This window comes from Frigoribacterium sp. CFBP 13707 (genome assembly GCF_014842245.1).
GTDB lineage: Bacteria > Actinomycetota > Actinomycetes > Actinomycetales > Microbacteriaceae > Frigoribacterium > Frigoribacterium endophyticum.
Map to the genome: position 1 here is coordinate 39427 of NZ_JACYVL010000004.1, position 25277 is coordinate 64703.

Annotated in this window: 26 protein-coding genes; 22 read left to right on the top strand and 4 right to left on the bottom strand. The window is 77.4% G+C overall.

What is annotated here, in order from left to right:
• The first annotated feature begins 176 nt into the window (after positions 1 to 176).
• The 17 genes from IFT45_RS09585 (at position 177) to IFT45_RS09665 (ending at position 20207) form a co-directional block, all read left to right on the top strand.
• Complete coding sequence (locus IFT45_RS09585; RefSeq protein ID WP_192127887.1) at positions 177 to 1196, top strand: NAD-dependent epimerase/dehydratase family protein; 1020 nt, start codon at positions 177 to 179, stop codon at positions 1194 to 1196.
• Positions 1197 to 1505: 309 nt separating this feature from the next.
• On the top strand, positions 1506 to 2453 hold the full coding sequence (locus IFT45_RS09590; protein ID WP_192127889.1) for an ABC transporter ATP-binding protein: 948 nt from the start codon (positions 1506 to 1508) through the stop codon (positions 2451 to 2453).
• On the top strand, positions 2450 to 3259 hold the full coding sequence (locus IFT45_RS09595) for an ABC transporter permease (protein ID WP_192127890.1): 810 nt from the start codon (positions 2450 to 2452) through the stop codon (positions 3257 to 3259). Before IFT45_RS09590 ends, IFT45_RS09595 begins: the two co-directional genes overlap by 4 nt.
• Before the next feature lie 57 nt (positions 3260 to 3316).
• Positions 3317 to 4687, top strand: a complete 1371-nt coding sequence (locus IFT45_RS17180; RefSeq protein WP_192127891.1) for a histidine kinase — start codon at positions 3317 to 3319, stop codon at positions 4685 to 4687.
• Positions 4684 to 5394: a response regulator gene (locus IFT45_RS17185; RefSeq protein ID WP_192127892.1), complete on the top strand. Its 711-nt coding sequence runs from the start codon at positions 4684 to 4686 to the stop codon at positions 5392 to 5394. The genes IFT45_RS17180 and IFT45_RS17185 overlap by 4 nt, the downstream gene beginning before the upstream one ends.
• A 220-nt stretch (positions 5395 to 5614) precedes the next feature.
• The gene (locus tag IFT45_RS09610; RefSeq protein WP_192127893.1) at positions 5615 to 6376 is read left to right on the top strand and encodes a hypothetical protein; all 762 of its coding nucleotides are present in this window, start codon (positions 5615 to 5617) and stop codon (positions 6374 to 6376) included.
• 332 nt (positions 6377 to 6708) lie between these two features.
• The gene (locus tag IFT45_RS09615) at positions 6709 to 7713 is read left to right on the top strand and encodes an aldo/keto reductase family protein (RefSeq protein WP_192127894.1); all 1005 of its coding nucleotides are present in this window, start codon (positions 6709 to 6711) and stop codon (positions 7711 to 7713) included.
• 135 nt (positions 7714 to 7848) lie between these two features.
• Entirely contained in the window at positions 7849 to 10089 is a 2241-nt protein-coding gene (locus tag IFT45_RS17830; RefSeq protein ID WP_192127895.1) for a phosphatidylglycerol lysyltransferase domain-containing protein, read from the top strand.
• Positions 10086 to 11507 carry an esterase family protein gene (locus IFT45_RS09625; protein ID WP_192127897.1) on the top strand — a complete coding sequence of 474 codons (1422 nt, stop codon included), beginning with the start codon at positions 10086 to 10088 and terminating at the stop codon, positions 11505 to 11507. Before IFT45_RS17830 ends, IFT45_RS09625 begins: the two co-directional genes overlap by 4 nt.
• A gap of 115 nt (positions 11508 to 11622) precedes the next feature.
• Positions 11623 to 12273, top strand: coding sequence for a response regulator transcription factor (locus IFT45_RS09630; RefSeq protein WP_192127899.1), 651 nt, complete (start codon positions 11623 to 11625; stop codon positions 12271 to 12273).
• A complete protein-coding gene (locus tag IFT45_RS09635) occupies positions 12270 to 13487 on the top strand; it encodes a sensor histidine kinase (protein ID WP_371810949.1) in 1218 nt (405 codons plus the stop codon). Before IFT45_RS09630 ends, IFT45_RS09635 begins: the two co-directional genes overlap by 4 nt.
• 146 nt (positions 13488 to 13633) lie before the next feature.
• Positions 13634 to 14446, top strand: a complete 813-nt coding sequence (locus tag IFT45_RS09640; RefSeq protein WP_192127900.1) for a DNA-formamidopyrimidine glycosylase family protein — start codon at positions 13634 to 13636, stop codon at positions 14444 to 14446.
• Between the two features lie 434 nt (positions 14447 to 14880).
• Positions 14881 to 18198, top strand: a complete 3318-nt coding sequence (locus tag IFT45_RS17835; protein ID WP_371810950.1) for an aldehyde dehydrogenase family protein — start codon at positions 14881 to 14883, stop codon at positions 18196 to 18198.
• Between the two features lie 86 nt (positions 18199 to 18284).
• The coding region (locus tag IFT45_RS09650; protein ID WP_371810968.1) for a glycosyltransferase family A protein at positions 18285 to 19078 on the top strand (794 nt) is incomplete at its 3' end.
• Between the two features lie 69 nt (positions 19079 to 19147).
• Entirely contained in the window at positions 19148 to 19342 is a 195-nt protein-coding gene (locus IFT45_RS09655; protein ID WP_192046514.1) for a DUF2795 domain-containing protein, read from the top strand.
• Between the two features lie 232 nt (positions 19343 to 19574).
• Positions 19575 to 19775, top strand: coding sequence for a hypothetical protein (locus IFT45_RS09660; protein WP_192127902.1), 201 nt, complete (start codon positions 19575 to 19577; stop codon positions 19773 to 19775).
• A gap of 3 nt (positions 19776 to 19778) precedes the next feature.
• Positions 19779 to 20207 (top strand): hypothetical protein, encoded by a 429-nt coding sequence (locus IFT45_RS09665; protein WP_192127904.1) that lies wholly within the window; start codon positions 19779 to 19781, stop codon positions 20205 to 20207.
• 193 nt (positions 20208 to 20400) lie between these two features.
• Here IFT45_RS09665 and IFT45_RS09670 read toward each other — a convergent pair whose 3' ends face one another.
• The 4 genes from IFT45_RS09670 to IFT45_RS09685 form a co-directional block, all read right to left on the bottom strand.
• Positions 20401 to 20592, bottom strand: a complete 192-nt coding sequence (locus IFT45_RS09670) for a hypothetical protein (RefSeq protein WP_185230828.1) — start codon at positions 20590 to 20592, stop codon at positions 20401 to 20403.
• A gap of 330 nt (positions 20593 to 20922) precedes the next feature.
• Positions 20923 to 21324, bottom strand: coding sequence for a hypothetical protein (locus IFT45_RS09675; protein ID WP_056058409.1), 402 nt, complete (start codon positions 21322 to 21324; stop codon positions 20923 to 20925).
• Positions 21324 to 21992, bottom strand: a complete 669-nt coding sequence (locus IFT45_RS09680; protein WP_192127907.1) for an Asp23/Gls24 family envelope stress response protein — start codon at positions 21990 to 21992, stop codon at positions 21324 to 21326. The genes IFT45_RS09675 and IFT45_RS09680 overlap by 1 nt, the downstream gene beginning before the upstream one ends.
• Positions 21989 to 22546, bottom strand: coding sequence for an RNA polymerase sigma factor (locus IFT45_RS09685; RefSeq protein ID WP_056058403.1), 558 nt, complete (start codon positions 22544 to 22546; stop codon positions 21989 to 21991). The genes IFT45_RS09680 and IFT45_RS09685 overlap by 4 nt, the downstream gene beginning before the upstream one ends.
• Before the next feature lie 167 nt (positions 22547 to 22713).
• Here IFT45_RS09685 and IFT45_RS09690 point away from each other — a divergent pair, with 167 nt between their 5' ends.
• Genes IFT45_RS09690 through IFT45_RS09710 form a run of 5 tightly spaced genes read left to right on the top strand, consistent with a single transcriptional unit; the run spans position 22714 to position 25223 of the window.
• Positions 22714 to 23265, top strand: a complete 552-nt coding sequence (locus tag IFT45_RS09690; RefSeq protein ID WP_192127909.1) for an Asp23/Gls24 family envelope stress response protein — start codon at positions 22714 to 22716, stop codon at positions 23263 to 23265.
• Complete coding sequence (locus IFT45_RS09695) at positions 23262 to 23453, top strand: hypothetical protein (RefSeq protein ID WP_056058394.1); 192 nt, start codon at positions 23262 to 23264, stop codon at positions 23451 to 23453. The genes IFT45_RS09690 and IFT45_RS09695 overlap by 4 nt, the downstream gene beginning before the upstream one ends.
• Positions 23450 to 23884: a hypothetical protein gene (locus IFT45_RS09700; RefSeq protein ID WP_192127911.1), complete on the top strand. Its 435-nt coding sequence runs from the start codon at positions 23450 to 23452 to the stop codon at positions 23882 to 23884. The genes IFT45_RS09695 and IFT45_RS09700 overlap by 4 nt, the downstream gene beginning before the upstream one ends.
• Positions 23881 to 24576 (top strand): hypothetical protein, encoded by a 696-nt coding sequence (locus tag IFT45_RS09705; RefSeq protein ID WP_192127913.1) that lies wholly within the window; start codon positions 23881 to 23883, stop codon positions 24574 to 24576. Before IFT45_RS09700 ends, IFT45_RS09705 begins: the two co-directional genes overlap by 4 nt.
• Positions 24573 to 25223 (top strand): hypothetical protein, encoded by a 651-nt coding sequence (locus IFT45_RS09710; RefSeq protein WP_192127915.1) that lies wholly within the window; start codon positions 24573 to 24575, stop codon positions 25221 to 25223. The genes IFT45_RS09705 and IFT45_RS09710 overlap by 4 nt, the downstream gene beginning before the upstream one ends.
• The last annotated feature ends 54 nt before the right edge of the window (positions 25224 to 25277 follow it).

Here is a 25277-nt window from a genome sequence, read left to right on the forward strand (position 1 = left end):
TCCTCCTCGCGGGAACCGCCTCTCTGCTGCCTGTCGACCTGCACATGCCGACCGCGGAGGCCCTGAGCACCGGATTCCCCGTCACCAGACGGGCGGATCGGGGCATCTGGTCGGCATCTGCACCTCCCGCGCCTCGTCGGTGACGGGGAGGGGCCCGGGCCTGGTTGGCTCGGGGCATGACGCGCACCCTCATCCTCGGCGGGACGGCCTGGCTGGGCCGCGAGATCGCGGCGGCCGCCGTCGCGCGGGGCGGCGAGGTCGTGTGCCTGGCCCGCGGTGAGTCCGGCGCCGTCGCCGAGGGAGCCCGCCTCGTCCGCGCCGACCGCCGCGACCCGGCCGCGTACGACGAGCTCGTCGGCGAGTGGGACGACGTGGTCGAGCTGTCGTCCGACCCGGCCCTCGTGGGGCCGGCCCTCCGTGCGCTGGCCGACCGCGCCTCCCACTGGACCCTCGTGTCGAGCGTCTCCGTCTACGCCGACACCGCGACCCCGGGGGCCGACGAGTCCGCCGAGCTCGTCGACCCCGTCGACACCTCTCGCTACGCCGACGCGAAGGTCGCGGCCGAGCGGGAGTCGGCGGGCTGGCTGGGCGACCGCCTGCTCGTCGTGCGCCCCGGCCTCGTCGTCGGGCCCGGCGACCCCAGCGACCGGTTCGGCTGGTGGCCCGGGCGGATGCACCGCGGCGGCCGCGTCGTCGTGCCGACCACGGAGGGGCGCTGGGTGCAGGCCGTCGACGTCGCCGACCTCGCCGCGTTCGTCGAGCGGGCGGGGCGCGAGGGGGTCGTCGGCACCGTCGACGCGGTGGGCGAGCCGGTGCCGCTCGAGGAGTTCCTGCGGGAGGCGCGGGTCGCGGTGGGCTCGGAGGCTGCGGAATCCGGAGGTGTCGCCGCCGGGCCGGCGCCCGAGCTCGTGACCGTCGACGACGCGACCCTGCTCGCCGCGGGCGTCTCGTGGTGGGCCGGGCCGCGGTCGCTGCCGCTCTGGCTGCCGCTCGACGCCGGGGGCTTCGTGCGGCGGAGCGGGGCGGCGTACGTCGCGGCGGGCGGGGCACGGCGTCCGCTGCGCGAGACCGTCGAGCGGGTGCTCGCCGACGAGCTGGCCCGGGGGCGCGACCGCCCCCGCCGCGCCGGGCTCGACCCGGCGGACGAGGCGGCGGTGCTCGCCGTCGTCGACGCGCGGGTCGCGCCGCGGGGGTAGGGGCGGGGTGCGGGTGCGGGTGCGGGTGCGGCTGGCCGACGGCGCGGCTCGCCGGACGGAATGCGAGAGCGATCCGACCTCTCGACCCGCGACTCCCGCCTGCCCTGGGTCGCCCCCGGCGGATCGCTCTCAAATTTGAGAGATCGGGGTCGTCAGCTCTCGCTTCCGAGAGTGATCGGCGGCGTCAGCTCCCGGACACGAGCAGGTCCGGGCGGGCGCCATCCCTCCCCAGGGCGTCCACCGGTCGGTGGATGCACCGTCCTCCGACCGGTCGTGCCGACCGGGTCGGCGCCCGGCGAGGCTGGGGGCATGACCACACAAACCGCCGTGCGCGTGCGCGGCCTCACCAAGTCGTACGGCGACCGGCCCGTGCTGCACGGCCTCTCGTTCGACGTGCGGGCCGGCGAGACCGTCGCCGTGCTCGGCCCGAACGGCGCCGGCAAGTCGACCACCGTCGAGATCCTCGAGGGGCACCGTCGCCGCACCGGGGGCGAGGTCGCCGTGCTCGGGGTCGACCCCGCCCGGGCCGACCGCTCCTGGCGTGCCCGCGTCGGCGTCGTGCTGCAGTCCAGCGGCGGCGACGGCAGCTCGACGGTGCGCGAGATCGTCCGCAGCACCGCCCTCGCCTACCCCGCGCCCCGCGACGCCGACGAGGTGATCGCGGCGGTGGGCCTGACCGCCCAGGCCGGCCAGCGCCTCCGGAGCCTCTCGGGCGGTCAGCGTCGACGCGTCGACGTCGCGCTCGGCATCGTCGGCCGGCCCGAGGTGCTGTTCCTCGACGAGCCGACCACGGGCTTCGACCCGGAGGCGCGGAGGGCCTTCTGGGGCGTGGTCCGGTCGCTCTCCGACACGGGAACGAGCATCGTGCTCACCACCCACTACCTCGACGAGGCGGCGCAGCTCAGCGACCGGGTCGTCGTGGTCGCGGCCGGCCGCGTGGTCGCCGAGGGCACGCCCGACACGCTGGGCGGGCCGGAGGCACGCACGCCGCACGTGCGCTGGACGGGCCCCGACGGGCGCGCGCACGACGTGACGACGGCGGAGCCCGCCGCGCTGGTCGCGCGCCTGGTGGCCGACGGCGGCGAGCCAGCCGGGCTCGAGGTCGTGCGGCCGACCCTGGAGGACGTCTACCTCGGGCTCGTCGCCGAGCCCGATCCGGTCGACGCGGCGGGCGCGACGGCTGCACCCGCCCCCGACCGCGCCGGCACCGCCGGCACCGCCGGCACCGCCCCGATCGTCACGGAGGAGGCGCGATGACCGTCCTGACGCTGGGCCTCGACCGTGCCCGCACCGAGGTGCGCACCTTCTTCCGGGCCGGCGACACCGTCCTGTTCACCTTCGCCTTCCCGGTGATCATGCTGCTCGTCTTCTCGACGGCGTTCAGCGAGCTGTCCGACTTCGGCGAGGCGCCCGACGGCTCGGTCGTGAACGCCGCGACCTACTACCTGCCCGGCATGGTCGCCTCGGGCGTGCTGCTGATCGGCGTCCAGTCGCTCGCCGTCGACATCGCGGGCGAGCGCGCCGACGGCACGATGAAGCGGCTGGCGAGCACGCCGCTGCCGGTCGCGTCGTGGTTCCTCGGCAAGATCGGGCAGGTGCTCGTCACCGGTGCGCTCCAGCTGGCCCTGCTGCTCGCGGTCGCCGCGCTGGCGTTCGGCGTCGACCTGCCGACCGACCCGGGCACCTGGGCCCGGTTCGCCGGCATCTGGCTGCTCGGGCTGGCCACGACGTCGCTGCTCGGCATCGCCCTCTCGCGCCTCCCCCGCTCCGGTCGCAGCGCGACCGCCGTGATCGTGCCCATCACCGTCGTGCTGCAGTTCGTCTCGGGCGTCTACCTGCCCTTCTCGCAGCTGCCCGGCTGGCTGCAGTCGGTGGCCTCGGCCTTCCCGCTGCGCTGGCTGGCGCAGGGCGCCCGCAGCGTCTTCCTGCCGCCGGAGTTCGCGGCGGCAGAGCCCTCGGGCAGCTGGGACCTGCCGTCGGTGGTGCTGTGGCTCGGCGTCTGGCTGGTGGTCGGGCTCGTGGTCACGCTCGTGACCTTCCGCTGGATCCGGCAGGATGACTGACGACCGACCCGGCCGACCACGCCGGGCCCGCCGACCCGACCGACCCGAGGGGGCCGCGTGAACGACCACACCGGCGACACGGCCCCGACGGGGGCGCCCGCAGGGGCGCCCGCCGGGTCGCTGGCCGGGTCGCCCGCGGGCTCGCCGGTGCGGGGCGGCGCCCTGCGGGGCGGTGCCCTCCGCGGCTGGGACGCCGGGGCCGCGCTCACGCTCGTTGCCCTGGCCGTGCTCGCCCTCGTGTCGGAGGACGTCTCGCGCGTGCCGGGCACGGCCGGCCCGGCCCTCGGCGCCTTCGTCGGCGTGTGGATCGGCGCGGTGCGCCCCGTGCTCGCGGCGCGGGCGGCCGATCGCGGCCCGCGGGGCTCCGGGGGCCCCGGCCGCCCCGGGCACCCGGTGCGCCCCGACCGTCCGGGCCCGCGGGCCCTCGTCGCCGCCGCGCTCGTCGTGCTCGTCGCCGGGGCCCTGACCGCCGCCTCCCCCCAGCTCGCCACGGCGCAGGCCTTCCTCATGCCGGTGCTCTGGGCGCTGCTGCCGTCGGTGCGGAGCGCGATCGTCGGCAACGTCGCCCTGGTCGCCGCCGTGACGGCCGGCTTCGTGCTCGCCCTCGGCCCGACGGCCGAGACCGTCCGCACCGCCGCCACCAGCGAGGTGCTCTCGCTCGCCTTCAGCATCGCGCTGGGCCTCTGGATCACGAGCATCGCCCACGCCGGCGCCGAGCGGGCCCGGCTGCTCGCCGAGCTCGAGGACGCCCAGGGCGAGCTGGCGGCCCGCGCCCGCGACGTCGGCACGAGCGCCGAGCGCGAACGGCTCTCGCGCGACCTGCACGACACCGTGGCGCAGAGCCTGACGGGCGTGGTGCTGCTCGCGCAGCAGGCGCGCAGCGCGCTCGTCGCCGGCGACCTGACGACGGCCGGCGAACGGCTCGACGTGGTCGAGGAGGCAGCCCGGGAGGCGCTGACCGAGACCCGTGCGCTGGTCGCGGCCACCGCCTCCCCCGGCCCCGCCGCGACCGACCTCGGCACGACGCTGCAGCGGCTCGGGGCGCGCTTCGCCCGCGAGACGGGAATCGACGTCGACGTGCGGGTCGAGCTCGCCGCCGGAGCCGCCGGAGTCGCCGGAGTCGCCGGGGCCCTGGCCCGCGAGCACGAGGTCGTCGTGGTGCGCTGTGCCCAGGAGGCGCTGTCGAACGTGCGTCGGCACAGCGGCTCCGCGACCGCTCGCGTCGTGCTGCGGCGCGACGGCGACGACGCGGTGCTCACGGTCGTCGACGTCGGAACGGGCTTCGACCCGGCCCTCGCCCGCGACGGGTTCGGGCTGGAGGGGCTGGCCGAGCGCCTCGCCCTCGCCGGCGGCTCGCTCGACCTGCAGAGCGGCGCGGGCGGCACGACCCTGACGGCCCGGCTGCCGCTCGCGGCGGTGGCGGCGTGAGCGCGGCACCGGGCGGAGGCGCGGGCGCAGCGCCCGAGACCGCCCCCGACGCCCGCCCCGCCACCCGGACGCTCGTCGTCGACGACCACCCGATCGTGCGACAGGGCATCGTCGCCCTGCTCGCGGGGGCCGACGACTTCGCGGTCGTGGGCCAGGCGGCCGACGGCGCCGAGGCCGTGCGGCTCTCGGCGGAGCTCGCCCCCGACCTCGTCGTCATGGACCTGCGCATGCCCGGCGTCGACGGGGTCGCCGCCACCCGCCAGGTGCTGCTCGACCGGCCGCGGGCCCGCGTCGTCGTGCTGACGACCTACGAGACCGACGACTCCATCCTCTCCGCGATCGAGGCCGGCGCCAGCGGCTACCTGCTGAAGGCGGCGCCCGAGGCGGAGCTGCTCGCGGGGCTCCGTGCCGTGGTCGCCGGGCAGGTCGCCCTCGCGCCGTCGATGGCGGCGCTGCTCGTCACCCGGGCCCGGACGCCCGCCTCGGGCGCCGACGCCGCCGCGAGCCCCCTCACCGCCCGCGAGACGCAGGTGCTTGACCTCGTCGCGGCCGGCTGCTCGAACCCCGAGATCGGCCGTCGCCTCTTCATCGGGGAGGCGACGGTCAAGACGCACCTCCTCCACGTGTTCGAGAAGCTGGGGGTCGCCGACCGGACGCGCGCGGTGACGCTCGCCCTCGAGCGCGGCTGGCTGCCCCGGGCGGAGTGACGGGCGTCGGGCGTCGTTCGGGGCTCGGGGCTCGGGGCTCGTCGCTGGCCACCCGGCTCCCGTCGCTCGGCCTGTCCGATCTGCGCGCTGTGCCCCTCCGGAGCCCCGCCAGGCCGCCGGTCGCCGCTAGGTTCGAGGCGCAGGCGCCCCCGGCCACGGGGGCCCGACGGCGGGGGCCCGAACCCGACCGGGCAGCGCCCGCGACGACACGGAGGCCCTGATGACGCGGTCGACCACCACCCCGCCCCCTCGGCGCGGCGCCTCCGAGCTCTTCTGGTCGGCGGCGCGGCCCGTGCTCCGGCTCCAGCTCGAGCAGTTCCGACGGGCGATCCGGGCTGGGACCTTCCCGGCTGCGCCCGACCCCACGGCGGACGTCGTCACCGACGTCTCGGCCGACCGCGTCGCCTGGGTCGGGAGCACCGCCTCCCCCCGGTTCGGTGTCGTCGACGAGGCCCTCACGACCCTGAGCCGCCTGGCCGCGACGGTGTCGGCGGCCCGCGGGCGGCCCTTCGCCTGGGTCGACGGCGGCGGCGGGGTGCTGACGGTCGGCGAGGCCGCGGCGCGCTGCGCCGCGGAGTCGGCCGACGTCGACGCGACGGTGGTGGCGCTGGGCTTCAGCGACGTGCTGCTGATGACGTCGGTGCGCGACTGGACCGCGGGCCTCGACGTGCTGCTCGACCGGGCCCGCCGGACCGGCACCGTGCTCAGCCCCGTGATCGTCGGCGGCATCCCGCCGATGGACCGCTTCCGCCAGACGCCGCGGTGGGGCCGCGAACGCATCCGGCACCAGGTGCAGCGCCTGAACGAGGCGAGCGTGAGGCTCGTCCGCGACCGCGGCGACTGCGTGTTCGTGCCCTTCCCCGACCCCGACGTCGGCGACGCGCGCCTGGGCGACGAGCTCTACTCGTGGTCGCGGGTGCACCAGCTCTGGGCGGCGGCGCTCGCCCCCGAGCTCACCCGCATCCTCGACGAGGACGCCTGAGCCGCGTCCCGCGCGCCCGCCCGCTCGCCCGCCCGCCCGCGGCACCGAGGAACCACGTCCTCGCACCCGAACCACGCCGCGGCGTGGTTCCCCGGCGAAGACGTGGTGCGTCACCCGGCGGCCCCCGCCCCGCGCCGCCCCGCGCCGCACCCGACGCGAGACACCCCGTCGTCGCACACGAACCCCGCCGCGGCGGGGTTCCGGGGCGAGAACGGGGTGCCGGCGCAGGCCGCGCCCGCGCCGCGCCCGCGCAGCGCCCGCGCAGCGCGCGCAGCGCGGACTACCGTGCACGGCGGCGCGCACCGGAGCGCGCCCGACAAGGAGCACACCCCATGGAATTCAGGTACCTCGGCAACTCAGGCCTCAAGGTCTCGGAGCTCACCTTCGGCAACTGGCTCACCCACGGCTCGCAGGTCGAGAACGACACCGCGACCGCCTGCGTCCGCAAGTCCCTCGACGTCGGCATCTCGACCTTCGACACGGCCGACGTCTACGCGAACACCCAGGCCGAGGTCGTCCTCGGCGAGGCGCTGGCGGGCGAGCGCCGCGAGTCGGTCGAGATCTTCACCAAGGTCTACGGCCCGACCGGCCCCAAGGGCCACAACGACACCGGCCTCAGCCGGAAGCACATCACCGAGTCGATCAACGGCTCGCTGAAGCGCCTGCAGACCGACTACGTCGACCTCTACCAGGCCCACCGCTACGACGTCGAGACTCCCCTCGAGGAGACGATGGAGACGTTCGCCGACCTGGTGCGCCAGGGCAAGGTGCTCTACATCGGCGTCTCGGAGTGGAACGCCGAGCAGCTGCGCGAGGCGCACGCCCTCGCCCGCGAGCTGAAGATCCAGCTCGTCTCGAACCAGCCCGAGTACTCGCTGCTCTGGCGGGTCATCGAGGAGGAGGTCGTCCCGGCCTCGAAGGAGCTCGGCATCTCGCAGATCGTCTGGTCGCCCATCGCGCAGGGCGTCCTCACGGGCAAGTACCAGAAGGGCGCCGCCCTGCCCGAGGGCAGCCGCGCGACCGACCAGAAGGGCGGCGCGTCGATGATCGAGCGCTGGATGCGCGACGACGTGCTCGACGCGGTCGCCCAGTTGAAGCCCGTCGCGGACGAGCTCGGGCTCACGCAGGCGCAGCTCTCCCTCGCCTGGGTGCTCTCGAACGAGAACGTCGCCTCGGCCATCATCGGCGCCTCGCGCCCCGAGCAGGTGGAGTCGAACGCGAAGGCGTCGGGGGTGAAGCTCGAGGCCGACGTGCTCGCGACGATCGAGTCGATCTTCGAGGGCCTCGCCGAGACCGACCCCCGCGGGACCCAGATGCCGGCCGGCCGCGAGGCGTAGCCGACCGGGGGCGCCGGGCCCGACCCGCCCGGCTCTCCTCGCCCAGCCGTCCGGCGGACCCGCGCCAGCCGGACGGCGGGCGGGCCGCGCCCGGGGGCCGACGCGCGGCTCGAGGCCCCGCCCGAGACTGGGGCCGTGGAGAACACGACCCTCGCCCCGCCCCCCGCCGGCAGCCCCCACGGCGACCCGGCGGACACCAGCGCCAGCCAGAGCACCAACACGAGCGCCCGACCGGGCAGCCCCGGCGGCCCCGGCACCCAGGGCACGCGCGCCACCACAGCCACCGCGGCCGCACGCACCGCCACCACGTCCGCGCGCACCGCCACCGCCGCCGCAGGCACCACCACGGCCGCGCGCACCACCGCCGCCGCCCTCCGCGCCCGCCCCCTCACGCTCGTCGCCCTCCTCGCCGCGGTCGCCTGGATCACCGTCGCGCACGCCGACGGCGACCTCCGCCACGTCGTCGGCCCCGCCCTCGCCGCAGCCGTCGCGCTCGTGACGGTGGCCTGGGCGGAGGCGCGGGTCGGCGCGGTGCGGACCGGCACCGTCGCGGTCGTGGGCTCCCTCGGGGCCGCGGCCGCCGCCTCCCTCGTGCTCCTGATCGGCTCCGCCGTCGGCGAGGAGTTCTCGCAGATCGCCGACGGTGACCGGGTCTGGGGCCCGTCCGTCACCCTCATCGTCGTGCTCGTCGCCGTCAGCCGCGGGCTCGCCCCGGCCCGCCGCCAGGGCCTGCGCGCCGCGGTGCTCGCCGTCGCCCTCGCGGGGCTGCTCTTCGGCGGGCACGGGATCGACCTCGCCCGGGCCCTCGCCCTGCTCGCCGGCCTGCCGCTCGGCCGCGCCCTCGTGCCGCTCTCGGCGCACGCCCCCTGGCACGACGAGCCGAGCCGTCGCGCCCGCACCGTCGCCGCCACCGCCCTCGGCACCGTCGCCCTCGGCTGGACCATCGCCGCCGTCGCCCGCGACGCGGTCGGCGTGCTCTCGCCGATCTCCGAGCTGGCGGGCCCCGAGGTGACGGTCGTCGCGGTCGGCGTGCTCGCCCTCGCCGTCGGCCTCCTGCTGCGCGGCCGGCGCCTCGGGCTCGTCGTCGCCGTCGGCGCCCTCGTGCTGATGACGGGTCTGCTGGCCTGGTACTTCACCGTGATCCCGCTCGCCGACGACTGGTTCACCTGGTCGGGCCTCAGCTCGGGCGAAGTCGAGTGGCAGGTGCTGCTCCTCCTGATCTGGGTCGCCCCGGCCACGGCGACGATCGTTCTGCTGCGCCGCCGTCGCGCCTTCGACCGTCGCACCGCCGCCGACCTCCGCGTCGCCGGCCGCGACCGGGTGCTCGCGCAGCTGCGCCGCTCCGACGCGGGCTCGCTCGGCTTCATGGCGACCTGGGCCGGCAACGGCCACTGGTTCACCGACGACGGCCGCGGCGCCGTCGCCTACCGGGTCGCGCACGGCGTGGCCCTCACGGTCTCCGACCCGATCAGCGCCCCCGACGACGCTGCCGAGACCATCCGCGGCTTCGCCCGCCACTGCTCGACGCGTGGCCTCGTGCCGGCGTTCTACAGCGTGCACGGTCGCCACCTCGACGTCTTCGCCGAGCTCGGCTGGAGCGTGACCCCGGTCGCCGAGGAGTCGGTGGTCGAGCTGGCGACGTTCACCACGTCGGGCAAGAAGCGGCAGGACCTCCGCACCGCCACCAACCGCGCGGCCCGCGACGGCGTCCGCGCCGTGTGGAGCACCTACCGCGGCCTCGACGAGGAGCTGCGCCGCCAGGTCGACGCGCTCAGCGACGACTGGGTGGCCGCGAAGGCGCTGCCCGAGATGGGCTTCACCCTCGGCGGCCTCCGCGAGCTCGACGACCCGGAGGTGCGGCTGCTCGTCGCGGTCGACGCCGACGGGGCCGTGCACGGGGTGACGAGCTGGCTGCCCTCGTGGCGCGACGGGCGGCTCGTCGGGCGCACGCTCGACGTGATGCGCCGCGGGCACGACCCGATGCCCGGCGTCGTGGAGTTCCTCATCGCGACCGCCGCGCAGACCTTCCGCGCCGAGGGGCTCGAGACGCTCAGCCTCTCGGGCACCCCGCTGGCGAGCGCCGACGGCACGGTGCCGACGACCCTGGTCGACCGGCTCGTCGCACGGCTGCTCGCCACGACCGGCCGGGTGCTCGAGCCCTCGTACGGCTTCACGTCGCTGCGGCGCTTCAAGGCCAAGTTCGACCCCGCCCACGAGACCCTCTGGCTCGCCTGCCCGAGCCCGGCCGACCTCGCGCCGGTCGGCCGTGCCCTGGCGACGGCCTACGTGCCGACCCTCCGGGCCCGACAGGTGGTGGCCGCGCTGCGGGCCGCCCGCGGCACGGCGGCGGACCGTCGGATGCGCGGTGCCCGATGAAGGAGGACCTCCTGACCCTGCCCCTCACGTCGACCCCGCTGCTCGCCGTGGTCTACGGCGTCGCGCTCGTGCTGGCGGTGCTCGTGGCGTGGCCGCCGCGCCGGGGGCGTCGGGCAGCGGACACCGCGGCCGACGCGTCCCCCCGCCGCTGGTGGCGGCGCGTCCTGCTCACGGCCGTCGCCGGCGCCGCGGTCGGCGCCCTCGCCTCGTGGGTGCTCGGCGACCTCCTCGACGTCGCCGGGGTGCCCCCGACCTGGGTCGACCGCACCTGGTTCTCCGCGGTGCTCGCGGCCGTCGCGGTGGCCGTCGCCGCCCTCGTCCGCACCTCGGCGGCGAAGCGGGTCGTGGCCGGCCTCGGCGTCGTCGTGTTCGTCACGGCGGGGGCCCTCGCGATCAACCGCGACGCGGGCGCGTACCCGACCCTCGCCGAGGCCCTCGGCGAGAGCACGATCGCGCCGCTGTCGTGGTCGGAGAACGCAGCCGGCTCCGCACCCGGCGCCCTCGACCCGCAGCTGTACGCGTCGTGGACCCCGCCCGCCGACATGCCGGCCCACGGGCGCTACGGCACCGTCCACATCCCCGGCACGGTCTCCGGCTTCCCCGCCCGCGACGCCGTCGTCTGGCTGCCCCCGGCGGCGCTCGTCGCCGACCCGCCGCCCCTGCCCGTCGTGGTGATGATGTCGGGCCAGCCCGCCTCGCCGGAGGCGGTGGTCACCGCGGGCGGCCTCGTCACGACCCTGGAGGCGTACGCCGCGGCCGACCACGGGCTCGCGCCGATCGCGGTGGTGCCCGACCAGCTGAGCGCCGACGACCACAACCCGATGTGCGTCGACGGGGCCCTCGGCAACAGCGCGACCTACGTCACGACCGACGTGGTCGACTACGTGACCTCGCACTACCGCGTCGCCACCGGCCCCCGCGCGTGGGCGATCGGCGGCTTCTCGCAGGGCGGCACCTGCTCGATCCAGTTCGGGTCGGCGCGGCCCGACCTGTTCGGCTCGATCGTGGACGTCTCGGGCGAGGTCGGGCCGTCGCTCGGCTCGGTCGAGCAGACGGTCGCCGACGGCTTCGCGGGCGACCGCGCGGCGTACGACGCCGCCCAGCCGCAGGCGATCATGGCGGCGCACGCGCCCTACGCCGACACGGCCGCGTTCTTCGCCGTCGGGGGCGGCGACCCGACCTTCGGGGCGGCCATGGCGGCGAACTCGTCCGCCGCCGAGGCCGCGGGCATGCACGTCACCCGCTGGGTCTCGCCGGGCACGGGGCACGACTGGACGACCGCGACCCGGGGCTTCGCGGTGGGCATCGGCGACCTGTACCCGCGCTGGGGCCTCTCGGCGAGCGCGCTGTCACCGGCCGACCCGAGCACGACCCCGGCAGCGACGGCGACGCCCGCGGCGAGCCACGGCGGCTCGTGACCGGCCGGGAGCTGCCCGGGAGGTCGGCCCGCGACTCCCCGGGGGCGGCCTCGGCGGCGCTAGCCTCGCAGCGCGGGCCCCGGCGCCCGCGCACCCGACCGAGAGGCCCGCACCGATGACCGACACCCCCGTCTCCGTCGTGGTCGTCGACGACGAGGGGCTGGTGCGCTCGGGCATCGCCCTCGTGCTCGGCGCCTCGCCCGGCATCACGGTGCTCGCGGCCGTCGCCAGCCCCGTCGCGGTCGAGACCGTGCGCGAGCTCGCCCCCGACGTCGTACTGCTCGACATCCGCATGCCCGAGCCCGACGGGCTGACGATCCTCTCCGAGCTGATGGCCGGCGCCGCGCCCCCGGTCGTGGCGATGCTGACGACCTTCGACACCGACGACCAGGTGCTGGAGGCGCTGCACCGGGGCGCCTCGGGGTTCCTGCTCAAGGACACCGACCCCGAGCAGCTGGCCCGGCACGTGCTCACCCTCGCCGCGGGCGGGGTCGTGCTGGCGCCGGGGCTGCGGCGCGAGCGCTTGTTCCGCTCGGCCGAGGACGAGGCGCAGGTCGCGGTCGTCGCCCGGCTCAGCGAGCGCGAGACCGTCGTGCTGCGCGCCCTGGCCCGCGGCCTCTCGAACACCGAGATCGGCACGGAGTGCGGGCTCACCCTCGGCACCGTCAAGGACACGGTCAGCTCGGTCGTCGCCGCCCTCGGCGTCGGCTCGCGCGTCGAGGCGGCCATCGTCGCCGACCGCGCGGGGCTGGTGCCGCGGCCGTGACCTCGCCCGCGGCGGAGCGGAGCGCGGGAGGCGCGGAGGAGCGGACCCCGGGAGGCGCGGGCGAGCGGAGCGCAGGAGGCGCGGAGAGGCGGAGCGCAGGAGGCGCAGAGGAGCGCCCGGGGCCGGGCCTGCACCTGCGGCGTCGCTGGCAGCGGGTGGCGCTCGACGTGCTGATCTGCCTGGTCGCGGCGGCGGGCTCGGGCTTCGTGCTCTACGGCTCGGACCCGTGGACGATCGCGCTCGGCGTGCTCGCCTGCGCGGGCCTGCTCGTGCGCCGACGCTGGCCGTGGGTCAGCCTGGTGCTGGCGCTGCCCGGCTTCTGGTGGGGCGGCACCTTCCTGCCCGTGATGGTCGCCCTCTTCACCCTGGGCGTGCAGCGCACCCGGCGGTGGGAGACGACGATCGGCGTCGCCGCGGCCGCCCTCGTGTACCTCGTGTCGATGGACGCCTGGGACTACCTCACCTTCCTCACCGAGACCGTCGTCTACGCCGCGCTCTACACGGCGGTGCCGGCGCTGCTCGGGGCGTTCCTGCGCGCACGGCGCCTGCTCGCGGCGCAGCTGGTCGAGCTGCGCGAGGCGCAGGGGCTCGAGCGTCGGCAGGCCGCCCAGGTCGCGCTCGCGCGCGAGCGGGCGGTGCTCGCCCGCGAGATGCACGACGTCGTGTCGCACCAGGTGAGCCTGATCGCGGTGCAGGCCGGGGCCCTGCAGATGGCGTCGCCCGACGAGCAGGCGCGCGAGGTCGCCCGGACGATCCGCGGCCTCAGCGTCACCACCCTCGACGAGCTGCGCTCGATGGTGGAGGTGCTGCGCGCCGCCGGCGGCCACCGCCGCGAGCTCGCCCCGCAGCCGACGCTCGCCGACGTCGACCGGCTCGTCGCCGACAGCGGCATCGACGTCACCTGCCGGCTCGACCTGCCGGCCACGCTCTCGCCGTCGCAGCAGCGTGCCGTCTACCGCACCGTGCAGGAGGGGCTCACGAACGCCCGCAAGCACTCGACCGGCGCGGCGGTCGCGGTGACCGGCCTCGTCGACGCGGGCCAGGTCGTGCTGCACGTCGACGCGGGGGCGGCGACGCTGCCGCTGCTCGACCTGCCGAGCGCGCACCACGGGCTGACCGGTCTCGGCGAGCGCGCCGAGCTGCTCGGCGGCACCGTCACGAGCGAGACGCACGACGACGGGTCGCACCGGCTGACGCTGCGCTTCCCGGCGTGAGGCCGCGCGGGCGCGGGCACGCGTCGCGCCGCGCGCCGCTCGCCTCGAGGCGACGCTTCCTGGGCCCTCGGGCGCCGCGACGGCCCGGGACGCGTCACCTCGATGCACCCGGAGGGAGTGTCGGAGGCGCGGGCTAGGTTCCAGGAGTGCCCGAAGGCGACAGCGTCCACCGGCTGGCGGCGCGGCTCCGAGCCGTGGCCGACGGCGCGCTCGTCGAGCGCGGCGAGCTGCGCTCGGGCGCCGCGGCCGGCACCCGGCTCGACGGGCGGCGCGTGGTCGAGCACGTCACCCACGGCAAGCACCTGCTGACCCGCTTCGACGACGCGACCACGCTGCACACGCACCTGCGCATGCAGGGCTCGTGGACGGTGACGCGGCCCGGCCGTGTCGTGCCCCGTCGCGTCCAGCCCCAGGTCCGGGTGCGCCTCCAGCTCGGCGACGGCCACACGCTCTGGGGCGTCGACCTGCCCGTGGTGGAGCTGCTGGCGACGCGCGACGAGCGCACGGTGGTGGGGCACCTCGGTCCCGACCCGCTGCGCGACGACTGGAGCGCTACGGAGGCCGCCACGCGACTCCTCGCCGACCCCGGCCGCCCGGTCCGGGCCGCGCTGCTCGACCAGCGGACCGTGGCCGGGCTCGGCAACCTGTGGGTGAACGAGGTGGGGTTCCTGCGCGGGGTGCACCCGGCGACGCCTGTGGGCGACGTCGACCTGCCGCCGCTGCTGGCGCTCGCGGCGCGGCTGCTGCGGGCCTCGGCGTCGGGGGCCGCGGGCTACCAGGTGACGACCGGCAGCACACGGCGGGGCGAGAGCCACTGGGTGGTCGGGCGGGCCGGGCGGCCGTGCCTCCGGTGCGGCACGACGGTGCTCGCGCGCGACGACCCGGGCAGCACGTCGGAGCGGCCCCGCCGCGCGTGGTGGTGCCCCCGCTGCCAACCCGCCGGGCGCCGCGCCGCCTGAGGCGCGCGCCGCAGCGCCGCCTGACGCGCGCGACGCAGCGCCGCCTGACGCGCGCGACGCAGCGCCGCGCGCGGCGCTGCGTCGCCGTCGCGCGTGGGCAGCGCCCCGCGCGTCGAGGTGCCCTCATCTGGGCCCTCCCGCGCCCCGCGGGCCCGCAACGAGTCACCTCGTCGCGACCCGGCGGGTCAGTTGCCACTTTGAGGGGCTGTAGCGCTCCGGGAAGCCCCCGAATCGGCAACTTACCGGCGTGGGGCGCGCGGGAGGCGCGGGGAGCGTCGCGCGCGGGAGGCGCGCCCACGAGATGCCCCCGTCTGGGCCTTCCCGCGCGCCGAGGGCCCGGGACGAGTCACCTCGGCGCGGGGTCGCGGAGCGCACGTGTGAGGTCGACCGGGCCGGGGTAGGGCAGGGGCGACCGACACGAGAGGACGGCCCGCATGACCACCTTCGCCCCGAGCACCCCCGGCTCCCGCACCCCGGAGCCGACGGCGACCGCGCCCGCCGACCCCCGAGACGCCGCCGGCACCACCCACACCGAGCACGGCGAGCACCACCCCGCCGGCACCCTCACCGTGCTCGACCCGCGCGACGGCACGCTCGTCGGCGACGTCGCCGAGGCCGACCGCGAGGCCGTGGTCGACGCCGTCCGTCGGGCCCGCGCCGCGCAGGGCGCGTGGATGCGCACCCCCGCCGCCGCCCGCGGCGAGCTGCTGCACGACGCCGCCGCCGCCCTGCGCGAGCGCGCCGACGAGCTCGCCGCGCTCAACCAGCGCGAGACGGGCAAGCCGTTCGACGACTCCCGCGGCGGGGTGCTCGCGGGCGCCGACACGCTGCGCCAGTACGCCGAGCTCGGTCCGCTGCACCGGGGCCTCAGCCTCGTCGGCGCCCGCGAGGCCGCCGACTTCACGATCGACCAGCCGCGCGGCGTGGTCGCCGCCGTCACCCCCTGGAACGACCCGGTCGCCGTCGCCTGCGGCCTGATCGGCGCCGCCCTGGTGACGGGCAACGCCGTCGTCCACAAGCCGAGCGAGCGCTCGCCCCACGTCGGCCAGCTGCTCGGCGAGATCGTCTCCGCCGTGCTGCCGCCCGACGTGCTGGTCACCGTCTCGGGCGGCGCCGCCGTCGGGGCCGCGCTCACCGAGCAGCCCGACGTCGACGTCGTCGCGCACGTCGGCTCCACCGCCACCGGCCGCCGCATCGCCCGCGTCGCCGCGCTGACCGGCGCGCACGTCGTGCTCGAGAACGGCGGCGACGACGCCCTCATCGTCGACGCCGACGTCGACCCCGCGTGGGCCGCCGAGCAGGCCGCGATCGGTGCCTTCGCGAACGCGGGGCAGATCTGCACGAGCGTCGAGCGCATCTACGTGCACCGCGACGTCGCCGACGCCTTCGTCGAGGCGCTGGTCGCCGAGGCCACGCGACGCAACGACCGGGGCGAGCTGGGCCCGCTGGTCGACGGGCGCCTCCGTGACGAGGTCCAGCGCCAGGTCGACGACGCGCTGGCGAGCGGGGCACGGGCGCTCGTCGGCGGGGCCGTGCCGAGCGGGCCGGGCTCCTGGTACCCGGCGACGGTGCTCGTCGACTGCACGCCGCACATGACCGTCGTGCAGGAGGAGACCTTCGGCCCCGTCGCCCCCGTGCAGGTCGTCGACGACTTCGACGAGGGCCTGCGCCTGGCCTGCGCCGGGCGCTACGGGCTCGCGGCGACGGTGCTGACGGGCTCGATCGGCCACGCGAACCTAGCCATGGCCGAGCTGCCGGTCGGCACGGTGAAGATCAACGCGGTCTTCGGCGGGGCTCCCGGCGGGTCGGCGCAGCCGCGCGGCGAGAGCGGCGCCGGCTTCGGCTACGGCCCCGAGCTGCTCGACGAGATGACGCTCACGAAGGTCGTGCACTACGGCACGCCCGTGCTCGCGGGCGAGCGCCCGTCGACCCCGACGGCGAGCGCAGGAGGCGCGGACGAGACCGCCGGCACCGCCCGCACCGCAGGCTCCGCCGACACCGCCGCCTCGGCGAGCCGTCCGTCGCCCGAGGCGAGCCCCGCCGCCGTCGCGCCGGTCCAGGGAGCGGCCGCCGCGACGGTCCCGACGAGGGCACGCAGAGCGAGGGCACCGGCGACGAGGGCACCGGCTCGCCCGACGAGCAGCCCCGCGTCCACCCCGCCCAGCCCGCCGAGGGCGACTGACGTGGCACGCCCCGACCTCTCCGCGGTGCGCGGCCTCGGCCCCGAGGTCGCCCGGGCCCTCCGCGAGGCGGCGCCCGTCGTCAGCGTCGTCGGCGACCTCGTGCTCGACGGCTGGTGGCAGGGCACGACCGAGCGCATGACGCGCGAGGCTCCCGCTCCCGTGGTCGAGGTCGCGACCCGCCGCTACGTGCCGGGCGGCGCGGCCAACACGGCCGTCAACCTCGCCGCGCTCGGGGCCCGCGTGCGCCTCGCCGGGCTGGTCGGCGACGACGAGGCCGGCCGACGGCTCACCGAGCTGCTGGCGGGGCACGGGGTCGACACCTCGGGCGTGGTGCGGGTGCGCGGCCTCGTCACCGTCGCGAAGAACCGGGTGATGGTCGACGACCAGGTGCTCATCCGGCTCGACGACCTCGGGGCCGCGCCCGCGCCTCCCGCGGCCCTGGCGCAGCTCGCCGAGGCCGCGACGGCCCAGGCGACCGGGGCCGACGCCGAGCTCGTCTGCGACTACGGCACGGGCGCGCTGACCGGCCCGGTGCTCGACGCGCTCGTCGCGAGGCCCGCTGCCGAGCGCCCGCCGCTGGTGGTGGTCGACGCGCACGACCTCGCTCCGTGGGCGCGCCTCCGCCCCGATCTCGTCACGCCGAACGCCGGCGAGGTCGCCGCGCTCGTGGGCCTCGCGGTCGGCGACGCGCTGCCGACCGACGTGCGGGTCGAGCGGGTCGCCGACGCCGCCGACCGGGTGCTCGCGGCGACCGGGTCGCAGGTCGTCGTCGTCACGCTCGACCACGACGGCACGATGACGCTGGTGCGCGAGCCGGTCGACGCGGGCGCGAGCGCGAGCGCGGGCGCCGACGCCCCCGCAGGCCGGACGGAGGCGCGGGTCCGGCACCGCACCTGGGCCCGGCGGGCGAGCGAGCGGCAGGCCTCCGGCGCCGGCGACTCCTTCGTCGCGGCGCTCACCGTGGGCCGCGCGGCCGGCCTGCCGCTGACCACGAGCGTCGACCTCGCGCAGGCCGCCGCCGACATCGTGGTGCAGCGCTTCGGCACCTCCGTCTGCTCGACCGACGACCTCGTCGTGCACCTCGACCGCACCGGCGACCTGATGCTCGGGGTCGACGAGCTCGTCCGCCGCCTCGACGACGAGCGCGCGGCCGGGCGCACCGTCGTGCTCACGAACGGCTGCTTCGACGTGCTGCACCGCGGCCACACGACCTACCTCACCCAGGCGAAGCAGCTCGGCGACGTGCTCGTGGTCGCCCTCAACGACGACGCCTCGACCCGACGGCTGAAGGGCCCGGGGCGGCCGATCAACGACCTGGCCGACCGCGCCGGGGTGCTCTCGGCGCTGAGCTGCGTCGACTACGTGACGTCGTTCGGCACCGACACGGCGGTGCCGCTGATCCGGCGCCTCCGGCCCGACCTCTACGCGAAGGGCGGCGACTACACGCCGCAGATGCTCGAGGAGACCGCGGCGGTGGTCGAGGGCGGCGGCGAGGTCCGCATCCTCGACTACGTCTCCGACCACTCCACGACCGGCATCGTCGACCGCATCCGCGGGGCGACGCCGTGAGCGGCAGCCGGCTCTGGTCGGGGGCGTGGGCGGCGTCGGCCGTCCTCGGGGAGCGCACCGCGACTCCCGCGCCCCCCGCCGTCGACGTGCTCGTGCCCACGGCCGACCGGCCGGCCGAGCTCGCGGTGACGCTCGCCGGGCTCGCCGCGCAGGACGACCCGCCGTTCTCGGTCGTGATCAGCGACCAGTCGACCGGCGACCCCGACTGGACGGCCCCCGCCGCGCAGGCCATGGTCCGCGTGCTGCGGGCGCAGGGCCGCGCGGTCTCGACCCACGTGCACCACCCGCGGCGCGGGCTCGCCGAGCACCGGCAGTCGCTGCTCGAGCGGGCGACGGCGCCGGCCGTGCTCTTCCTCGACGACGACGTCTGGCTCGAGCCCGGCACGCTGGCGCGGATGCACGACGCCCTCGAGCGGCTCGGCTGCGGGTTCGTCGGCTCGGCCGTGCAGGGGCTCTCGCACCTCGACGACGTGCGCCCGCACGAGCGGGTCGCCTTCGAGCTCTGGGAGGGCGGCGTGCAGCCCGAGCGGATCCGCCGCGGCGCCCCCGGCTTCGAGCGCTGGTCGCTGCACAACGCCGCGAACCTCGCCCACGAGGCCGCGGCCCTCGACCTCGAGCCGGGCGACTGGGCCGCCTACCGGGTCGCCTGGGTCGGCGGCTGCGCGCTGTACCGGCGCGAGGCGCTGCTCGAGGCCGGCGGCTTCGCGTTCTGGGGCGAGCTGCCCGCCGAGCACGCGGGCGAGGACGTCGCCGCCCAGTGGCGCGTGATGGAGCGACGAGGAGGCGCGGGCATCGTCCCCAGCGGAGCCGTCCACCTCGAGGCGCCCACCACGGTGCCCCACCGAGACGTCGAGGCGACCGACGTGGTCGACCTCGACCGNCGATCCCGAGATGACGGGGCGGCCCGGCTGCGGCCGGGCCCCGCGTCCGAGATGAAGGAGAGACCGCCATGGCCGACACCCCGAACCCGATCCAGATGCAGAAGTACCTCAGCGGGGTCGACTACCCCGTGTCGAAGGACGACCTGGTCGCCACCGCGAAGGAGCAGGGCGCGCCCGACGACGTCATCGACGCGCTCCAGGCGCTCGAGGGCGACTCGTTCGACGCCCCGACGGCGGTCAGCAAGGGCGTCGCCGACGAGTGACGCCCGCCGCCGCGAGCCGTCACGCACGCCCCCCGACCTGGTGTCAAGGGCCTGCGGGGCGGCTCGCGGCGGTGGTTGTCTCGTCGACAGGAGGGGCCGCCCGCGACGGTGGGGTCGGCGCGGGGCGTGAGCCCCGGTCAGCGCCGACGGCAGGGCCCGTCAGCGGTGCGGCGCCCTCCGGCACCTCCCCCGGCGCTGGGCCGGGGCGCGGTGCGCGACCGGAGGGGACGACATGGCCGACGAGGACCACACGAGCACGGGGACGAGCGACAGCGGGGTGGGCGGCGCTCCCGACCCCGGGGGGCCGGGCAGCCCGCTCGACGCCGGCGCCGTGCGCGACATCGAGGCCGACCCGGCGCTCGACGGCCCCGACGACGACGCGGCGACGGACGACGACGCCCGCTCGGCGGACCTCGACCCGAGCGAGGGCTGAGCCGTGTCGCTGCCGACGCGGGTCGCCTCCGCCCCGACCCGTCTCGCCCGGGCCCTGCCGGCTGCCCGGGCCGCGCACTGGCCGACGACCCGCACCGGGGCACCGCTGACGATCGTCGGCGTCGTGCTCGACGAGGCGCTCACCCTGCAGGAGGGCCCGCTCTCGGCCAGCGTCGTGCGGGTGGCCGCGCTGCCCGAGGCGCGGATGACGACCGGCCGCCACCTCCTCGGCGCGGCCGACCTCGGTGACGCTCGGGTGCACCTCGTGCGGGTGCACGGCGCGCTCGACCGCGAGGTCGCGCGGCGGCTGCGGCGCGGCGACGCGGTCGTCGTGCTCGGCACCGAGCAGGTGCCGTGGCCCGGCAGCCGGATGCGCTGCGACCGCTTCGTCGAGGCGACCTGCCTCGCCACCGACCTCGGCGGCACCGCCTAGCCGCGCTCGCCTCCCGCGCCGCCCGACCCGCGCCTCCCGCGCCGCCCGACCCGCGCCTCCCGTAGCCCCCCGTAGCCCGCCGCATGCAGCGCACCCCGTTCCGTTCAACGAACCCTGGAGCATCGGGGTTCGGTGAACGGAACGGGGTGCGGGAGCCGCGGTCAGGTCTGACCGGCGGGTCCGACCGGGCGGGTCAGACCTGGTCGGGCGAGGGGGTCGTGCCGGGGGCCGGGGCCTCGGCCGCGTCCGGGTCGGTCTCGACGTCGGCGTCGACGTCGCCGTCCGCGTCGAGGTCGTAGTCCTCGCCCTTCAGCGCCTGGTCCCACTTCCCGCCGTCGTCGGGGTCCGCGCTGCTGCTCTGGAACTCCAGGGGCTCGTCGCTCATGCTGTCCTCCTCGTGTCGGGGTGCGGCGGCCGGGGCGGCCGCGCCCCGCCCACGGTAGGCCGCCGCCGCGCGCGGGGCTCGCCCCGGTGCGACGCCCACCTGCACCCGCGCGGGAGGCGAAGCGACGGCGGTGCCGACGCCGCGACTCCCTCGAGGTGCCCCGTCCTGGGCCCTCGGCGCCTCGCAGGCCCCAGGTAGCGGCACCTCGTGCGCACCCGGCGCCCGCCGCGACGCCGCGACTCCCTCGAGGTGCCCCGTCCCGGGCCCTCGGCGCCTCGCAGGCGCCAGATAGCGGCACCTCGATGCGCGCCCGGCATCCGCCGCCGCGCGCTAGGTGAGGCCGACGATCCGAACGTCGACGGAGGCGGGCGGCAGCGGCTCCGCCGCGACCCGCTCGAGGAGGCGCGCGGCCACCTCGCGGGCCACCGCCGGGCCCTGCGCGCCCTCGCCCACGGCGATGTCGAGCGTGACGCGGGTCTCCGCCTCCGCGACGGCGACGCCCACGAGGGGCACCGGGCGACCACCCTCGAGCGCGGCGGCCGACGACGACGCGTCCGCGCCTCCCCCCGGCCCGCCGCCGACGACGGCGCCGAGTCCCTCGACGGCCTGCCGCACGAGCGACCCGAAGCCGGGTCGCGCCTGCACGCGCTGCACGCCGGGGCAGGCTGCCGCGAGCGCGCCGAGCTCGGCCGCGAGCAGCGAGAGACGGTCGTCGTCGAGCGGGTCGGCCATCAGAGTCCTCCGTCGGTGTCGAGCAGGTGCACGTCGCGCACGGTCACGTCGACGGCCTCGACGACGAGCTCCGTCTGCGCCGCCAGGTGCGCGGCGACCGCCTCGCGCACGGCGTCGGCCACGTCGGGCACGGTCGTGCCGAAGAGCGCGCTGATCGCGACCTCGACGCCGACGACCGCGTCGGGCCGGTCGACGTCGCCGACGATGCCGCACGAGATGACGACGGCGCCGGGCACCGCGTCGCCGGCCTCGCGGATCAGCGAGCGCACCGCGCCCTCGGTGACGTGCAGGGTGCTCCGCGGGTCGGGCGACGAGAGCGGGATCTCCCGGCCGGTGCGCGACTCGAGCCGCACCCGGCTCATGACGCCGGCGATCCAGGAGGGGTCGGGGGCGGGCTCGGCGGCGGCGTCCTCCGCGACGAGGCCCGCGGTCATCGAGCGGAGGCGCGCGAGGGCCGCCAGCTGCGCCAGCGCCGACGGGTCGGACTCGATCTCGGGGTCGTACGGCTCGCGGCCGGCGTCGAGGTAGTCGCTGAGCCGCTCCATCGAGATCGGGCCGTCGTCGACGACCTCGAGCTCGGCGGCGGGGTCGACCGCGGGGTCGGCCGCGGGGTCGCTCGGGGCCGCGCCGGCGGGCGTCAGCGGTGTGCGCGTCGGGTCGTCGCTCATCGCCAGGCCTCCATCTCTCGGGTCAGGGTCTCACGGGCCCGCGCGAGCAGGCCCCGGACGGCGGTCACGCTGGTGCCGGTGCGCTCGGCGATGTCAGCGTACGACTCGCCTCCGACCTCGCGCAGGGTCCACACCTCGCGCTGCGAGGCGGGCAGCCGGGCGAGCGCGCCGCGCAGGGCGCCCATGGCGTCGGTGGAGGCGGCGACGCGCTCCGGGTCGTCGACCGCGCCGCTCTGCGAGGGCACCTCGAGCTCGTCGACGTCGTCGGCGACGCGGCGGCTGCGGATCAGGTCGTAGGCCTTGCGCGACACGATCGTCATCATCCAGCCGCGCACCGCGTCGGGCGTCTGCAGCCGCGGCAGCTCGCGCCAGATGACGACCGAGGCCTCCTGGACGGCGTCGGAGGCGTCGGCCCGGGAGCGCGTCAGCCGCGTCGCGTAGGCGGTCATCAGGCCCAGGTGGCGGCGCAGCAGCACCTCGAAGGCGCGTTCGTCGCCCTCGGCGGCACGGGTCGCGAGCACCCCGTCGGCTGCACCGGACAGGTCGACCGCCATCGCGCCTCCTCGGTCACCGGGCCCGGCAGAGCCGGGCCGTGTAGGAAATGGAAGGGACGGGGACCGTGACACCCGGGCCTCGGCGTCCGTCTCACTGACGACCGTACCGCCGGGCGCCCCTGGACCGCACCCGGCACCACCGACGCACCGACGAGAAGGAGCAGCCCATGGCCGCCACCGACAAGACCCCGAGCACCGCCACCACCCCCGGCACCGTCGGCACCACGCCGTCGGGCGCGACGATCCCCGCCGCCGGCGCCAGCCGTGTCGACAAGGCGCCCGTCGCCTCCACGACCCCCGCGAGCGGCGTCGGCACCCCGGGCGTCGCCTCGCCCGGCAAGACCGTCATCGCCGACGGCGTCATCTCGAAGGTGGCCGGCATCGCCGCCCGCGAGGTGCCCGGCGTGCACGCCCTCGGCGGCGGAGCGGCCCGCGCGTTCGGCGCCCTCCGCGACGTGATCGGCAGCAGCGACCTCAGCCAGGGCGTGCGCGTCGAGGTCGGCGAGACCCAGGTCGCCGCCGACGTCACGATCGTCGTCGAGTACCCGCAGCCGATGACCCTGGTCGCCGAGCAGGTGCGCGCCGCCGTGGCCCGGGCCATCGAGGACCTCGTCGGCATGCAGGTCGCCGAGGTCAACGTCGCGATCAACGACGTCCACATCCCCGGCGAGGACGACGACGACACGGCCGGCGCCGCCGCCCCGGGCCGCGTCTCGTGAGCGCCACCGTCGTCGGCATGGCGGTCGGCGCCGTGCTCGCGGTCGTCGGCCTCGAGTGGGGCCTCGGCGCCCTGCTGATCGTCGCGCTCTGCATCGCGGTCGGCGGGCTCGTCGGCCGTGTCGTCTCGGGCCGCACCGACCTGGGCGGGCTGCTCGACGCGCTGCGCGGCCGGCGCTCGTCGTCGTGAGCGCCGGGGCCGGGTCGACCGCGGCGTCGGGCGGCGGGTCCGCTCCGTCCACCCTGCGTGAGGCGTACGGCGACGGCGACGGGTCAGCCGGGCGCGGGCCGGTCGTGCCCGGGCACGTGAGCCTCGCGGCCCGCGTGCTCACCCGCGTCGCCGCCGCCGTCGTCGCCGAGCAGCTGCGCGTCGACCGCGCCGAGGTGCGCGTCGACGCCTCCGACGACGCCGGCCACCTGGCGCTCCGCGTCACCACGCCCGTGCGGGTGCCCGCGCTCTCCGGGTCGGTGCCGGTGCCTGCGGGAGGCGTCGTCGGCCTCGTGCGCGAGCTCCAGTCGACGCTGACGAGGCGGGTCTCCGAGATCACCGGGCGCACCGTCTCGCGCGTCGACGTGACCGTCACCCGTTCCCAGCTCGACCGCACCGGGAGGGTAGCGTGAGCACCGCCTCCGACACCACGGGGCCCGGCGCCACCGCGCCGGACGGCACCACGTCTGTCGTCACCGCGCCCGACGCCACCGCGCCCGACGCCGGCGGCCGGTCGGGCCCCGGCCCGGACGTCACGGCGCCCTACCGGCGGCTCGTCCGCCGCGAGAGCCGCGCGAGCCGCTCGGCCAGTGCCGTCGTCGTGCTGGTGGTCGCCGCCCTCGCCGCCGCCTGGCTCGGCACGGAGGCCGTGCTCGCCGCCCTCGGCCGCCCCGCGCTGCTCGCGTCGCCCGTCGACGTGCTCGGCGCCCTCACGACCGCCCTGGGCGAGGCCCCGGGGCTGGTCGTCGCCGCCGGGGTCGCCGCGGCGGTCGTCGGCGTCGTGCTGGTGCTGCTCGGCCTGACCGCCGGCCACCGCGGACGCCACGAGATCACCGACGAGCGCGTCGCCGCGGTCGTCGACGACACGGTGCTGGCGGCGTCGCTCGCGCGGGTCGCCCGCACGGCCGGGCGCCTCGGCGCCGGGCAGGTCACCGTCTGGGTCTCGCGACGGGAGGCGCGCGTCGAGCTGACCCCCGCCTCCGGGGTGACGGTCGACGAGCAGGGCGTGCTCGCCGCCGTCCGCTCCGAGCTCGAGAGCCGGCCCGTGCAGCCCGCCCTCCGCGTGACCTCGCGCGTCGCCGACCACGGGAGGCTGGACGCGTGACCTCGTCGAACCGGTTCCTCAACCGCCTGCTGCTCGTCGTCGTGGGCGTCGTCGCCCTCGCCGTCGGGGCGTTCCTGATCGTGGCGACGCTGCCCGGGGGCTCGGGCTCCCTGGGCGGGACCGTCCGCGGCTGGCTGGCCGACGCCTCCTCGGCGGTCGCGGACGCCGTCGCGGCGACGCCGCTCGACCCGTCGGGCGCGGGCGGCGCGGACAGCATGGGCGGCGCGGGCGGCGCGGGCAGCTGGCTCGCGGTGGCCCTCGCGGCGCTCTGCCTGCTGCTCGTGATCGTGTTCGCCGTGGCCGCCGTCGCCCACGGTGGCGGACGCACCGGCCGCCTGGTGGTGCACGACGAGCCGGCCGGGTCCATCGCGATCTCGGCCGCCTTCGCCGAGACGGCCGTGGCCGACGCGCTCTCGGCCCGACGCGACGTGACCTCGGTGCACGTGTCGGCGTGGACGGTCCGCGGCCGCCCGGCGCTCAAGGTGCGCGTGCGGGTGACCGCGGGCGCGGCACCGGCGCCGGTCGTCGCGGCGGCGAGCGACGTGGTGCGCGGTCTCGACCGGGTGCTCGGCGAGGAGGTGCCGGTGCTCGTCGAGGTGGTCGGCGCGTCGCTCGTGAAGCGCGGCAGCGACCCGCGCGTCGCCTAGCCGCGCCCGTCGCGCGGCGCCCGCCCCGCTCCCGCTCCCGCACCCGCCCCTGAC